Raw genomic sequence first — 14,065 nt, forward strand, 5'->3', positions numbered from 1 at the left:
CCAAGGACAACGGCGCCATCTGGGCCATCGCCCAGACGGAAAAGGCCCAGGCCTCCTCGCTGGACGCGGTGACCAACTCGCTGAACAACGGCAAGTCGGTCCTCGACACCACCCTGCAGGCGGGCTCGCAGCTCACCGACAACCTCAACCAGATGCGCCAGAAGGCCCTGGCGGCCTCCGACGCCGGCGTCGACGACGCTTCGCGCACGCAGTACGAGAACGAGTACACCAAGCTGGCGCAAAGCTACGCCAACGTGATCGCCTCGGCCTCGTTCAACGGCGTGAACCTGATCGACAACTCCAGCGGTGCGGTGGCGGCCATCGGCTCCGCCGACGGCAAGATCAAGATCACCTCGGCGCACGACAAGCTGAACGCCGCGACGGTCTTCGCTTCCGACACCTCGCTGACGCTGACGGCGGGCACGGTGACGGCTCCGGCCACCACCGCCTCGGTCGACACGGTCGCGGCGAACGCCGGCGGCTCCTGGGCCGACGGCACCGGCACGAAGGCCGCGGCCTCGCTGGCGGTCATCGACTCGGCCATCAAGTCCGTCACGCAGGGGCTCTCGGGCTTCGGTGTGGACTCCAAGGCCGTCGACAACCAGCTCGACCTGGTCTCGAAGCTGCAGGACAGCCTCAACACCGGCATCGGCAACCTGGTTGACGCCAACCTCGCTCAGGAAAGCGCCAACCTGCAGGCCCTGCAGACCAAGCAGCAGCTTGGCGTGCAGGCGCTGTCGATCGCCAACCAGTCGACCGGCATCCTGCTCGGCCTGTTCCGATAGGGTTCGGGGGCGCGCTCGCCGCGCCCCTAGCCCACGCGTAAGCGGCGGGGAGGGCGACCTTCCCGCCGCGTCGTCGCGAAGGGAGTCGCCTCGCCGCGTCGCCGGCTGGCGTAAGAAAGATGGAGAACAATCTCGCCCCTATCGGTCTGACCCAAGCCGCCGGCGTGACGCCGGCGCCGGCTCCGCCCGCGGCGGTGTCCAATTCCGCCGCCATGCAGAAGGACGTCGCGGACCTGCGATTGGTGATCGAAGAAGACCAGGCCAGCGGCCTGTTCATCTACAAGACCATCGACCGCCGGACGGGGGACGTGGTGCTGCAGCTGCCTCGCGAAGAGGTGGTGCGCATGCACGAGGTGGAACGCTACGAGGCCGGAAGCCTGATCAAGACCGCCGTCTGAGCGCAAGGCTCGGAGGGGACATCGCCAAGCGGACCGCCTGCCGCGGTCGCGACCGCCGCCGGGGCCCCGGCGCGCGGCCATCGTCGTCTGTTCGCTAGCGCCGAGATGAGGGACTCGGCCTAAAACCGCAGCAGGCGCGGTCGGCGTCTCGGAAGGCGCGAGCGGGGCGAGCATGGTGACGAGCGTGAACGGGGCGTCGTTGGCGGCGCTGCTGGCCCAGGAACAGGCCGCGGCCAATCGCGCCTCGGCCGGCGGGGCTTCTCCCCAGCCGGCGACGCGGCCCGCCGGCGCGCCCGATCCGGCGGTCGTCTATGCCGGCGCAAGCGGCGCGCCCTCGCTGAGCGCCGTGCTTGGACTGACCGACAGCCTCAACCGCGCGGCCTCCATCTCCGACGTGGGCATCAGCGCGGGCCAGACCATCGCAGGGCTCGTTTCGATGCTGCGCGACAATGCCTCGGCCGTTCAAGGCGGCGCGGGCGATCCGCAGGCGCTGAACGCCAACTATCAGGGCGTGCTCGCCGCCATCGACCAGCTGGCCACCTCCGCTTCGTTCCAGGGCGTGACGATGCTGGACGGCGGCTCCGACCAGGACCTCAGCTTCCAGGCCGACCTGGCGGGCGGGACCACGATCAGCCTGGCGTCCCAGGACTTCACCACCGGCGGGCCGGTTCTGGGCCTGGCGGGAACGGACCTGCTGGGCGGTCCGGACGATCTCCAGGCGCTGCTGGCGCAGATCGACGCCGCCTCCGGCAGTCTCGGCGAGCGGCTGGGGCAGATGAGCGCCCAGTCCGATCAGATCCAGGCGCATCTCGGGGTGGTCAGCCAGCTGCAGAGCGCGCTATCGAGCGGCATCCCCGCCGGCGAGGGGGCGGATGAGGCGCGCCTGCAGGCGTTGGCCGTGCAGCAGGCCTTGGCCGGGCAGACCACGTCGCTCGCGAACCAGGCGCCTCAGGCGCTGCTCTCCCTGTTCCGCGGCTGAGCGGCCCTCGGGCCGGACCGCAAAGACTTCGGCGCCCTTAACTCGGTGTCAGCCCTTGCAGGGGCATGCTCGCGCCGCGAGCTCCTTCGCAAGTCAGGCGCGGTCCCGTGACGATCAGCTTCGATCCGAACGTGCTTCTGAGCTGGTACCAGGCCCAGGCGGGCGTGGCGGCGGCCGCGGCCGCCAGCCGCGGCGTCGCGAGCTCGGCGACCGCGCAGACCGCCGCCCAGGTGCCGACCGCGCCCTGGAACGATCCGAGCCAGGCGACACAGGCCAGCGCGCTGATCACCCAGGCGCTTTCAGGGGCTGCTTTCGTCGATGAAAAAGCGGCGAAGGTCGACGTGACCACGGCCGATGCCGACTACAAGCGGCTGTTCGCAATCAATCAGGGGCTGCTCACGCTTCAGGCCCTCGCCGGGGCCGCGAGCGATCCGACGACCTCGCAGTTCGCGTTGCCGGGAATCCAGCAGGCCTTTCAGCGTGGTCTCACGGAGATCTCGACCTACGCGGAGAGCACGAAGTTCGACGAGTTCCGGCTCACCTCGGGGACGGCGACGGCCAGCGCGACCAGCACGGCGGCCTTCGCAAAACAGTCCGACACCTACACGACAGCGGTGCTGGCCACCGGCTCCTCGGCGGCTCCGGTCGCGGCGTTCCAGGGCAGCGTGCAGTTCACCGCCGATGTGAAGAAGATCGGCGGCTCGATCGTCACGGTGAACTTCGACCTCTCGGAAATGGGTTCGACCCCGCGGAGCATGAGCACCGTTGCGGCCTATATGAACTCCAAGCTGCAGGCCGCCGGTCTCGGAATCCGAGTGAGCACCACCTCCTCGCAGACCGCCCCCGAGACGATCAGCATCGGCGGGCAGACGACCACCATCGCGGACGCCCAGACGCAATGGGCCTTCCAGTTCAGCGGCCTGCTGGACGAGACGGTCACCTTCTCGGCGCCGACCACCGCTCCGGGCATCTACGTGGCCCAGAGCGCCGGCGATCCCGTGGCGCCAGCGCCGGCCGTCGCGCCGAGCGACGGCTCGACCGCTTCGACCACGCCTGCGACAGTCGATGACACCGAGCAGCAGCTGCTCAAGCTGGAAGGCGGCGGGGGGGCCGACGCCGCCTCGCGTCCCGGCGAGACGTCGTACACGACCGGAGAGGTGTTCGGCGAGACTCTGCCGGCCGGCGTAGGGACCGTGCACGCCACGGCCACAGGCGCGGACGGTTCGGTCTATCTGCTCGCCGACGCCACCGGCACGGTGAACGGCCAGACGATCAAGGGCGCGCAGGACGCGGTTCTCCTGAAGTACGATTCCGCGGGCAATCTGGTCTATACGCGCACCCTCGGCGCGGCATCCTCGGCGAGCGGCATGTCCTTGGCGGTGAGCGCCGACGGCAAGGTGGCGATTGCGGGCTCGGTCACCGGCGAGCTCGACAGCGGCGATTCAGGCGCCGACCCCACCCAGAGCGACAGCTTCGTCACCCTCTACGACTCCCAGGGCCAGGAGCTGTGGACCCAGCGCCAGGGCTCAGACCTCGGCGACGACACGGCCAAGGCGGTCGCCTTCGATGCGAGCGGCGACGTCTATGTGGCGGGCCAGACCCAGGGCTCGATCGGCGGCCGCTCGGCGATCGGCGGCGTCGACGGCTATCTCCGCGCCTACGACTCCAACGGCGTCTCGCTCTCCACCCGCCAGTTCGGCACGACGGGCGACGACGGCATCTCCGGGCTGGTGGTGGATGGAACCAACGTCTACGTGGCGGGCCACGACGGCGGGACGGCGACGATCCGCAGCTTCGACGCCTCGGATCCCACGCAGCTGACGCTGACCGCGACGCGCAGCCTCGGCAGCGCGACGATCGGGGGCATCGGCCTCGACGGCTCCGGCAACCTGCTGATCGGCGGCTCGACCAGCGGCGGCCTGAGCGTCGCCAACACCACCCGGACGCTCAGCGGCGGTCAGGACGCCTTCGGCGCACGGATATCGGAGGACCTGACGTCCACGGCCACCGACGCGGCGGCCTACTTCGGCGGTTCCGGCACGGAGAAGGTGACGGCGGCGACCGTCGCGGGCGGGCAGGTCTGGGTCACGGGCACGACCACCTCGACCGATCTTCCCGGCCTTGCCCCGGTCGGCAAGACCGACGGCTTCGTGGCCGGACTCGACGTGGGCGCCGGCGCGGTGACCTATTCCCAGCGCTTCACGGCCAAGGACTCCATCGACGCTCCGGAATCGATCGCCGTGGACGCGAACGGCGGCAGCGCACTGGACAAGCTCGGCCTGCCGAAGGGCGCGCTGACCTCGGACAGCTCGCAGCTCGTCACCTCCGCGACCTCGGCGCGGGCCGGCGACGAGTTCCAGATCAAGGCCGGAAACAACTCCCCGAGCACGGTCACGATCGAGGCCGACGACACGTTGCAGACGCTGATGACCAAGATCCAGCGGGCCGGCCTGTTCTCGATCAATGTCGAGACCGGCTTCAGCGTCGAGGGCTCGACCCTGTCGCTCACGCCGGAGGACAATCGCGCGACGTTCCAGCTGCTGCCCGGGCCGGCCGGACAGGATGCGCTGCAGGCGCTGGGTCTGCAGCCCGGCCTGATCCGCAACACGGTGGTCGACAAGACCAAGGGCGTCCTGCCGGCCGACGGCGGAACCCAGACCTATGGCCTGCGGCTTCCGTCGCGCCTCGACCTGAACTCCGCGGCGGATATCGCGAGCGCCCAGGATGCGCTCACCAATGCGATCACCACGGTGCGGGCGATCTATGCCGACCTGAAGCAGGCGGCGACGCCGCAGAGCCAGCAGCCCAAGGTGACCGGCGCGGTCTCGGCCTACACCCAGAGCCGCATCGCCGATTACCAGGCGGCGCTCGATCGTTTGACCGGCGCCGATGGGTCGGGCTCGTCGCTTGCCAGCCTGTTCGGCTGAGTCTAGCGAGGGGCATGAATTTTGACGGGGCTCGTAGAACCGGCGTCGTGCTGGGCGGCGGCGCCGTGGTGGCGCTCGCGGCCGGCGGGCTGATCGCCTGGGCCCTGATGGGCGGGCATAGCGGCGAACCCACGCCGCCGCCGCCGGCCTCGCAGGGCGGCCTGATCATCAAACCCAATCAGACCGAGTCCAAGCCGGTCGCAGCGGCCAAGACCTTGCGCTGTTTCGCGTCTGGCCAGTTCGTGGGCGAGTTCACCCTGGCCGAGTGCGCCCAGCGCAACGGCGTCGCGACCGACAAGCTGGATGTCGGCGTCGATCCGACCGGGGCGCTGGCCGCCGCCCGGCCGGGCGGATCCGTCGTCGCCCCTCTGCCGCCCGCCCCCGAGCCGGTCAGGCGGCTGGCCCCCAAGCCGCAACCGGCGCCGCGCGCCGGCCCGCTCGGCGCATGCTGGCGCTATGCAGAGGGGACCTGGCGCAGGCTGCCGAACGACATGGCGCTGAACCTGTGCGCCCGCACCCTGTTCGACGGGCGCTGCGAACGGCCCGGCCAGGCGCTCTACGGCCGCTGGGGGCAAGAAACCATCCGCCTGGTCCCCGGGAAGGTGGAGATCTCCTCGGACAATCGCAGCTTCCGCGGCCTGATGGAGCAGGGGCAGGGCTGCAGCCTGCCCACAGGCTGACGCCTCGCGCCGGCCGCAAGCCTTGTGTAGGTTGCCGCCCATGCTCCGCACCAGCCTTATCCTGTTCGCCGCGGCCCTGGCGCTTGGCGCCTGCGCCAAACGCACCACGCCGCCCGGCACCGCGGGCGTCTGCTATCACGTGGTCTTCGAGAAGAACGGGAGGCTGAAATACAACAGGCTGGTCAACGCGCCGAACCTCGAGACCTGTGCGGCGAACCTCGAGGCGATGCGGCTCAAGTTCCTCGGGATGGGCGGCTCCGCCACGGAGCTGCTCGGCGCCTACCAGTCGAATTTCATTTTCGTTGAAAGGGAAGGGATCTTCACTTCAACCTCTCTGGAAGGACCGCGATATGTCGCCCTGGTGCGCACCGGCGATGGCCGGCTGGCGATTCCCGGCGCCATGCCGCAGCAATAGGCTGTGGAGAACCGGCCGCTCGATTCGAACGTAACAAGAACGTTTGCTTGCCGAGCCGTTAACGGCGCGCTACCGTCGGCCTGGGCATCAGCCCGCAGGCACGGAAGCTTAGGACATCGATATGGCGGGCAGCGTCAATAAGGTCATTCTGATCGGCAACCTCGGGGCGGACCCCGAAATCCGCTCCCTCAACTCCGGCGACCGGGTCGCCAACCTGCGCGTGGCCACCTCCGAGACCTGGCGCGACCGGACCTCCGGCGAGCGCAAGGAGAAGACCGAGTGGCACCGCGTGGTCATCTTCAACGACAACCTCGTGAAGGTCGCCGAGAACTATCTGCGCAAGGGCTCGAAGGTCTACATCGAAGGCGCGCTGCAGACCCGCAAATGGGCCGACCAGTCGGGGCAGGAGAAGTTCTCCACCGAGGTCGTGCTGCAGAAGTTCCGCGGTGAGCTCACCATGCTGGACGGCCGCGGCGACGCCGAGCGGGAGGAGGGCGGCGGCTATGCCGGGGGCTTCTCCTCGGGTCCGCGCACGCCCAGCTCCGGCCCGCGCGAGGACTTCACAGCCGAGCTGGACGACGAGATCCCGTTCTGAGCCGGCCCGCGGCCGCTCAGCCCGCGGCGGGGGGCGGCTCCGGGCAGGCTTCGGCGATGCGCCGGGCCTCGGTCGTGGCGTGGCCCGAGACCGGCAGTCCCAGGAAGCGGGTGGTCATGACAGCGTCCACGTGGAAGCTCGTCGGGGTGTAGGCGCCGGACGCGCTCACCTGCACCTGCCGGCCCTTGTTGTCCGTGCAGATCCCCTTCATCGCCAGCTTGCCGCCGCCCACGCGACGGGTGGGGTAGATGCAGGTGTAATGGTGGTTGATCGGCCCGGTCAGGAACCGGTCCACGTCGGCCGGGCTGATGCAGCGCCGCGAGGTGCTGGTCGAATGCAGCGGCGAGCTCACCGTGTTGGTGGATTCCCAATAGCCGGGAAGGATCGGGCTCTGGGCCGCCGCCGCGGAGCCCGCCAGGGCCGCGGCCGCCAGGGTCGGAAGGAAGAGCTTCATGCGCGCGCATATAGGCGGGCCTATGAGGCGCCGCCATGGCGGCTGGCCGATCCGTCGCGTCCGGCGCGCCTGAGATAGGCCTCACGGACCTCGGCGCCGGCCTCGTCATAGAGGAAGGGCAGGAAGGCGTAGCGGCGGCCGCGCCTGACCCGCAGCGCCTCATGCATCAGGCCGCAGGCGAAGACCACGGCGCCCCCCACCGGCGGCCGGTAGGTCGTCGGCCCGAACTCCGGGAAGCGCAGGTCGCCGCCTTCGAAATCGTCGTTCAGGTTTATCGAGCAGGCGAACTTCCGGTGCGCCGTCTGGAAGGTGGTGTTGTCGCGGTGGGCGTGGAACACGCCGCCGTCCTCGGCGTCGTAGCAGCTGATGAGGTAGCGTTCGATACGGGTGACCTCGCTCGCCAACGCGCGCCCGATGAACGGGAACAGCCGCCGCTGCAGCCGCTCGGCGATGGCGGCCCTCAGCGCGTCGTCCTCGACCAGCAGGTCGCGGCGACGCTTCAGCTCGTCCATTTCCATCACCGTGACGTCGCCCTTGTCGCGCATGACGCCGGTGAACTCGCCGCCGCCTCGCGAGGCGTGGAGCGCGATCAGCTCGGCGCAGAGCGCGGGCTCGAAGATGCGGGGCGCGATCAGCACCGGCGCGTGCAGGGGCGCGCCGGCGGGGTCGCCGGGCGCCGGCAGGGCGGCGAGCTCGGCGAAGAGCGCCGGAGCGTCCTCGATGGCCGCCCGCCGCATCACCCTGAGCGCCGGGTCCAGCAGCAGCCAGAACCCCGCATTGTCGGCGCCATAGAGCCGGCTCACCTCCCGGCCCTCGTCCAGGATCCAGCGCAGGCCGCGCAGGTCGCGCACCTGGGCCGCGGTTTCGGGCTCGCGCACCACCACGAAAGCCGCGAGCGTGGCCTCGTCGAACAGCCGCTGCCCGCGGGCCAGCGCGCTCAGCGCCGCCTTGCGCGGCTCCGTCGCCACGGGCAGGAACAGCATCAGCACGAAGCGGCCGCCGGCGGTGTCGAACACGAATTCCGGGCTGGAGGCGCTCGCCGCCTTGAACCAGGGCGCGGGCTCGCCGGGATCTAGGGGCGGCGCAGTCATCGGGGGCGGAGCCTAGGCGCGAAGCGCAAGCAGGTCACGCGCCGCCCGGTCCTCACGCGCGTACGCGCGTGCGCGCGAATTCGTGGCGCTCGCCCCTTCAGAATGCTAATCAAACACCCCACATAAGCCTCACGATTCGAACGGCGAATTTCTCCCCTTGACCGACGAGAACACCACTCCGCCTGACGACCGGCGCGGGGCTGTCGCCCCTATCGCCATCGAGGACGAGCTGAAGCGCTCCTACCTCGACTACGCCATGAGCGTGATCGTCAGCCGCGCCCTGCCGGACGTGCGCGACGGCCTGAAGCCCGTGCACCGCCGCATCCTGTTCTCGATGAACGAGCAGGGCCACACGCCCGAGCGCGGCTACGTGAAGTCGGCCCGGGTGGTCGGCGACGTGATGGGCAAGTATCACCCGCACGGCGACCTGGCGATCTACGACACCCTGGTCAGGATGGCGCAGCCCTTCTCAATGGGCCTGATGCTGATCGACGGCCAGGGCAACTTCGGCTCGGTCGACAACGACCCGCCGGCGGCGATGCGTTACACCGAGTGCCGCCTGACCCAGGCCTCGATGTCGATCCTGGCCGACCTCGACAAGGACACCGTCGATTTCAAGGACAACTACGACGGCTCCGAGCAGGAGCCGGTGGTGCTGCCCTCGCGGATTCCCAACCTGCTGGTCAACGGCGCGGGCGGCATCGCCGTCGGCATGGCGACCAACATCCCGCCGCACAACCTGGGCGAGGTGGTCGACGCCTGCCTGGCGCTGATCGACGACCCGGAGATCGGCCTCGACGAGCTGTTGGACATCGTGCCGGGGCCCGACTTCCCGACCGGCGGCGAGATCATCGGCCGCACCGGCGCGCGCCAGGCGCTGATGACCGGCCGCGGCTCGGTCGTGGTGCGCGGCAAGGCTTCGGTGGAGGAGATCCGCAAGGAGCGCGAGGCGATCGTCATCACCGCCATCCCATACCAGGTGAACAAGGCCGCACTGGTCGAGCGGATCGCCGAGCTGGTGCGCGAGAAGCGGATCGAAGGGATCGCCGATCTGCGCGACGAGAGCGACCGCGACGGCATGCGCATCGTCGTCGAGATGAAGCGAGATGCGCCGGCCGACGTGATCCTGAACCAGCTCTACCGGTTCACCCCGCTGCAGACCTCGTTCGGCGTCAACGCGCTGGCGCTCAACCGTGGCCGTCCCGAGCAGATGGGCCTGCGCGAGATGCTGCAGGCCTTCGTCGAGTTCCGCGAGGAGGTCGTCGTCCGCCGGACGAAGTTCGAGCTCGGCAAGGCGCGCGACCGCGGTCACGTGCTGGTCGGCCTGGCGATCGCCGTCGCCAACATCGACGACTTCATCCAGATCATCCGTTCGTCCAAGGACCCCGCCGAGGCGCGCGAGCGGCTGGTGGCCCGCGACTGGCCGGCCGGCGACATGCTGCCGCTCGTCGACCTGATCGCCGACCCTCGCACCGTGGCCATCGAAGGCTCGCGCATCCGGCTGACGGACGACCAGGCGCGCGCCATCCTGGCCCTGACCCTTTCGCGCCTGACGGGTCTCGGCCGCGACGAGATCTTCGGGGAGGCGGAGAGCCTGGCCGAAGCGATCCAGGGCTTCCTGGCGATCCTGGCCTCGCGCGAGAAGGTCATGGCCATCGTGCGCGAGGAGCTCGTCGAGGTGCGCGAGGCGTTCGCCGTGCCGCGCCGCTCCGAGGTGGTCGAGGGCGACGCCGACGTCGAGGACGAGGACCTCATCGCCCGCGAGGAGATGGTGATCACCGTCACCCACGGCGGCTACGTGAAGCGCACGCCCTTGTCGATCTACCGGACCCAGCATCGCGGCGGCAAGGGCCGCTCGGGCATGGCGACCAAGGAGGAGGATGCGGTCACCCGCGTCTTCTCGGCCAATACGCACAGCCCGATGCTGTTCTTTTCGTCGGGCGGCAAGGCCTACAAGCTGAAGGTCTGGCGGCTGCCGCTCGGCACGCCCACCAGCCGCGGCAAGGCCTTCGTCAACCTGCTGCCGATCGAGCCGGGCGAGAGCATCACCTCGATCCTGACGCTGCCCGAGGACGAAGCCTCCTGGGACCGGTATGACGTGATGTTCGCCACCCGCTCCGGCGGGGTGCGCCGCAACAAGCTCTCCGACTTCGTCGACATCCGCCGCAACGGCAAGATCGCCATGAAGCTGGACGCGGGCGACGCCATCGTCGGCGTCGCAGTCTGCAACGCGCAGGTGAACGACGTCCTTTTGACCACCGCGCTCGGCCGCTGCATCCGCTTCAAGGTCGACGACGTCCGCGTTTTCGCCGGCCGTGACTCCACCGGCGTGCGCGGCATCCGGCTCGCCGAGGGCGACAGCGTGATCTCGATGGCCATCCTGCGCGCCGTGCCGGCGACGCCGGAGGAGCGCGCCGACTATCTCCGCTACGCCCGCGCCATGCGCGTCGCCCGCGGCGAGGCGGCGGACGAGCCGGAAGACGGCGCCCTCGCCGCAGAGGACGAGCCGGAAGAGGCGGCGCAGTCCGAGGGCGACACGCCCATGTCGCGGCTGATCGAGCTCGAGGCGGCGGAGGAGATCATCCTCACCGTCTCCACCGAAGGTTACGGCAAGCGAACCTCGGCTTACGAGTTCCGCCGCACCGGCCGTGGCGGCCAGGGCCTGCTGGCGCAGGACCTCAGCAAGCGCGGGGGACGGCTCGCCGGCTCGTTCCCGGTGGAGGAGGACGATCAGATCCTGCTGGTCTCCGATCAGGGCCAGCTGATCCGCGTGCCGGTGAACCAGGTGCGCCTGGCCGGCCGCAACACCCAGGGCGTGATCATCTTCCGCAAGGGCGAGGACGAGCACGTCGTCTCGGTCGAGCGCCTCCCCGATCAAGGCGAGGAGACAAACGGCGAGGCGGGCGAGGACGAACCCGCCCCAGAGGATGGCGGCGAGGCTTAGCGCGCCTTCGCCGACCCGCGTTCACCCGAATTGACACCTGCCGGCGCTGGGTACAGCCTTCCTTCCTCACAGTAAGGGGAGGTTGCGAGATGGGACGCATTCTCGCTTTGTTCTATGGCGTCGTTTGCTACGCCATCTTCTTCGTCACGTTTCTCTACGCCATCGGCTTCGTGAGCGGCTTCGTGGTTCCGAAGACGATCGACAGCGGGCCCGTCGGGCCGCTGCTGACGCGCCTGGGCATCGATGTGGCCGTGCTGGGCGTATTCGCCATCCAGCACAGCGTGATGGCGAGACCGGCCTTCAAGGCTTGGTGGACCAAGGCGGTCCCGCCGGCCATCGAGCGATCGACCTATGTGCTGTTCGCCTCGGCGGCCCTGGTGCTGATCTTCTGGGCCTGGCGGCCGATCCCCACGGTCCTGTGGTCGGTGGGAGGTCCGTGGGGCCAGGTGATCCTGGCGCTCGCGGCCGCGGGCTGGCTCACGGTGCTCGCCTCGACCTTCCTCATCAACCACTTCGACCTGTTCGGGCTGCGGCAGACCTGGGCCTACGCCACGGGCAAGGAGACGCCGCCGCCCGAGTTCCGGACCCCGCTGTTCTATCGGGTCGTCCGCCACCCGCTGTACCTGGGCTTCATCGTCGCCTTCTGGGCCGCGCCGACCATGACCCTGGGCCGCCTGCTCTTCGCGGCGGCGACGACGGCCTACATCCTGATCGCCATCCAGCTCGAGGAACACGACCTGACCGCCGTGTTCGGCGATGTCTACGCGAGCTACCGCAAGCGGGTGTCGATGATCATCCCGATGCCGCCCAGCAAGGCGTAGCAGCTTAGGGCCCCCAACTTAGCGCTTGCCATAACCGCACTCCACGGCGAAAGGCGGAAGCGGACAGTTGGGGGCCCACCTGATGACGCGCGTCGGCTTGTTTCCCGCCACTTTCGATCCCGTGCACAACGGGCACATCGACATCATGGAGCGGGCCGCCAAGCTGGTCGACAGGCTGGTGATCGGCGTGGCGATCAACATCGGCAAGGGACCGATGTTCACGCTCGAGGAGCGGGTCGCCATCCTGCGCGAGGAGACCGCCCACCTGGCCGGGCAGGTCGAGATCGACGTCCGTCCCTACGAAGGGCTCACGACGGTGTTCGCGCGCGAGGTCGGCGCGAACCTCATCGTGCGGGGCCTGCGCGCCTTCACCGACTTCGAATACGAATTCCAGATGGCGGCCATGAACCAGCAGCTCGATCGCGAGATCGACACCGTGTTCCTGATGGCCGATCCGCGGCACCAGGCGATCGCCTCGCGGCTGGTCAAGGAGATCGTGCTCCTGGGCGGCGACATCACCAAGTTCGTGAGCCCGCGCGTCAAGGTCCGGCTGTTGGAGAAGGTCGGCCGCCAATGAGGCCCGAGCCCCCAGGCCGTCGCCCGGGGGCTGGTCACGGACTCCGCCGCCTTCTACGAGTGATCCGATGAAGACCGCACTGATCGCCGTCGCAGCCCTGGCCGGGCTCGCCACCGCCGCGATGGCCGCGCCAAAGGCCAGGCCCGCCGCTTCTCCCGCAACCCCGGCCGCGCCGGGCCCCGCCGACTGGCGCATCCCCGATCCGAACGACGTCCTGGTCATCGACACCAACAAGGGCCGGATCCTGGTCGAGATGATCCCGGAGGTCGCTCCGCAGACCGTGGCGCGGATCCGCGAGCTCACCCGCGCGCACTTCTACGACGGCCTGCGCTTCTTCCGGGTGATCGACGACTTCATGGCCCAGACCGGAGATCCGCAGAACAACGGCACCGGCGGCTCGGACAAGCCAAATGTGCCGGGCGAATTCACCTTCCGGCGCGGCGCCGAGACGCCGTTCGTCCTGGTCGCCGACCAGACCGTGGCGGAGGTCGGCTTCATCAAGTCCCTGCCGGTGACCAGCCAGTCGATGTCGCTGGCGGCCATGACCAAGGATCAGAAGGTCGCCGGATGGGCGCTCTACTGCCCGGGCGTCGCCGGCATGGCGCGCGACGAGAACCCGGATTCCAACAACAGCCAGTTCTTCCTCATGCGGCGCAGCCATCACAATCTGGAGAAGCGCTACACCGCCTTCGGCCGGGTGATCGCCGGCGAGGACGTGGTGCGGGCCATCAAGACCGGCGAGCCGGTCGAGCCGCCGCAGGACCGCATGGAACGCGTGCGCCTGCTCGCCGATTTGCCCACCGCAGAGCGGCCGAAGATCCGGGTGATCGATCCCAGGAGCGCCTGGTTCAAGGCCCAGGCGGCGCGCGCCGAGCAGGCGAGCCCGAACGATTTCATGTGCGACCTGGAAATCCCCGCCGAGGTGAAGTGATGGATCCCGAGAACACCCTGATCATGCAGCTCGACACGGGACCGGTGACGGTCAAGCTCCGGCCCGACCTCGCGCCCGGCCACGTGGCGCGCATCAAGGAGCTGGCGCGCGAGGGCTTCTACGACGGCGTCGTCTTCCACCGGGTGATCCCCGGCTTCATGGCCCAGGGCGGCGATCCCACCGGCAGCGGGTCCGGCGGCTCGGACAAGCCCAACCTCAAGGCGGAGTTCAGCCGCGAGCCGCACGTGCGCGGCGTCTGCTCGATGGCCCGCACATCGAACCCCAATTCGGCCAACAGCCAGTTCTTCATCTGCTTCGACGACGCCCGCTTCCTGGACGGCGAGTACACGGTCTGGGGCGAGGTGGTGGAGGGCATGGAGAACGTCGACTCCTTGCCCAAGGGCGAGCCGCCGCGCAATCCCGGCAAGATCGTCTCCATGACGGTGGCGGCGGACGCCTGAGCGGGGC

The 14,065-nt window shown here is 69.4% G+C and carries 14 protein-coding genes; 12 read left to right on the forward strand and 2 right to left on the reverse strand.

Annotation, left to right across the window (positions count from 1 at the left end; genetic code table 11):
- The 7 genes from VLI41_RS13415 to ssb all read left to right on the forward strand — a co-directional run.
- The coding region (locus tag VLI41_RS13415) for a flagellin (RefSeq protein ID WP_325268587.1) at window positions 1-785 on the forward strand (785 nt) is incomplete at its 5' end.
- Between the two features lie 119 nt (window positions 786-904).
- Complete coding sequence (locus VLI41_RS13420) at window positions 905-1,183, forward strand: hypothetical protein (RefSeq protein ID WP_325268588.1); 279 nt, start codon at window positions 905-907, stop codon at window positions 1,181-1,183.
- Window positions 1,184-1,355: 172 nt separating this feature from the next.
- Entirely contained in the window at window positions 1,356-2,162 is an 807-nt protein-coding gene (locus VLI41_RS13425; protein WP_325268589.1) for a hypothetical protein, read from the forward strand.
- A 107-nt stretch (window positions 2,163-2,269) separates the two neighbouring features.
- The gene (locus VLI41_RS13430) at window positions 2,270-5,089 is read left to right on the forward strand and encodes an SBBP repeat-containing protein (protein WP_325268590.1); all 2,820 of its coding nucleotides are present in this window, start codon (window positions 2,270-2,272) and stop codon (window positions 5,087-5,089) included.
- 14 nt (window positions 5,090-5,103) lie between these two features.
- Complete coding sequence (locus VLI41_RS13435; protein WP_325268591.1) at window positions 5,104-5,769, forward strand: hypothetical protein; 666 nt, start codon at window positions 5,104-5,106, stop codon at window positions 5,767-5,769.
- Window positions 5,770-5,809: 40 nt separating this feature from the next.
- A complete protein-coding gene (locus tag VLI41_RS13440) occupies window positions 5,810-6,184 on the forward strand; it encodes a hypothetical protein (RefSeq protein WP_325268592.1) in 375 nt (124 codons plus the stop codon).
- A gap of 121 nt (window positions 6,185-6,305) precedes the next feature.
- Entirely contained in the window at window positions 6,306-6,779 is a 474-nt protein-coding gene (gene ssb / locus VLI41_RS13445) for a single-stranded DNA-binding protein (protein ID WP_325268593.1), read from the forward strand.
- Between the two features lie 16 nt (window positions 6,780-6,795).
- Here the strand turns inward: ssb and VLI41_RS13450 are convergent, their stop codons facing one another.
- The gene (locus VLI41_RS13450) at window positions 6,796-7,233 is read right to left on the reverse strand and encodes a DUF3617 domain-containing protein (RefSeq protein ID WP_325268594.1); all 438 of its coding nucleotides are present in this window, start codon (window positions 7,231-7,233) and stop codon (window positions 6,796-6,798) included.
- 20 nt (window positions 7,234-7,253) lie between these two features.
- Window positions 7,254-8,324 (reverse strand): 2OG-Fe(II) oxygenase, encoded by a 1,071-nt coding sequence (locus VLI41_RS13455; RefSeq protein ID WP_325268595.1) that lies wholly within the window; start codon window positions 8,322-8,324, stop codon window positions 7,254-7,256.
- A 157-nt stretch (window positions 8,325-8,481) separates the two neighbouring features.
- On the opposite strand from VLI41_RS13455, the gene gyrA reads away from it, so the two are divergent.
- From gyrA to VLI41_RS13480, 5 genes are all read left to right on the forward strand, one after another.
- Window positions 8,482-11,268: a DNA gyrase subunit A gene (gene gyrA, locus VLI41_RS13460; protein WP_325268596.1), complete on the forward strand. Its 2,787-nt coding sequence runs from the start codon at window positions 8,482-8,484 to the stop codon at window positions 11,266-11,268.
- An 89-nt stretch (window positions 11,269-11,357) separates the two neighbouring features.
- The gene (gene mddA / locus VLI41_RS13465) at window positions 11,358-12,089 is read left to right on the forward strand and encodes a methanethiol S-methyltransferase (RefSeq protein ID WP_325268597.1); all 732 of its coding nucleotides are present in this window, start codon (window positions 11,358-11,360) and stop codon (window positions 12,087-12,089) included.
- 82 nt (window positions 12,090-12,171) lie between these two features.
- Window positions 12,172-12,666, forward strand: a complete 495-nt coding sequence (coaD, locus tag VLI41_RS13470) for a pantetheine-phosphate adenylyltransferase (protein WP_325268598.1) — start codon at window positions 12,172-12,174, stop codon at window positions 12,664-12,666.
- A 67-nt stretch (window positions 12,667-12,733) separates the two neighbouring features.
- A complete protein-coding gene (locus tag VLI41_RS13475) occupies window positions 12,734-13,597 on the forward strand; it encodes a peptidylprolyl isomerase (RefSeq protein ID WP_325268599.1) in 864 nt (287 codons plus the stop codon).
- Window positions 13,597-14,058, forward strand: coding sequence for a peptidylprolyl isomerase (locus VLI41_RS13480; RefSeq protein ID WP_325268600.1), 462 nt, complete (start codon window positions 13,597-13,599; stop codon window positions 14,056-14,058). Before VLI41_RS13475 ends, VLI41_RS13480 begins: the two co-directional genes overlap by 1 nt.
- The last annotated feature ends 7 nt before the right edge of the window (window positions 14,059-14,065 follow it).

It is taken from the genome of Phenylobacterium sp. (assembly GCF_035475775.1).
GTDB lineage: Bacteria > Pseudomonadota > Alphaproteobacteria > Caulobacterales > Caulobacteraceae > Phenylobacterium.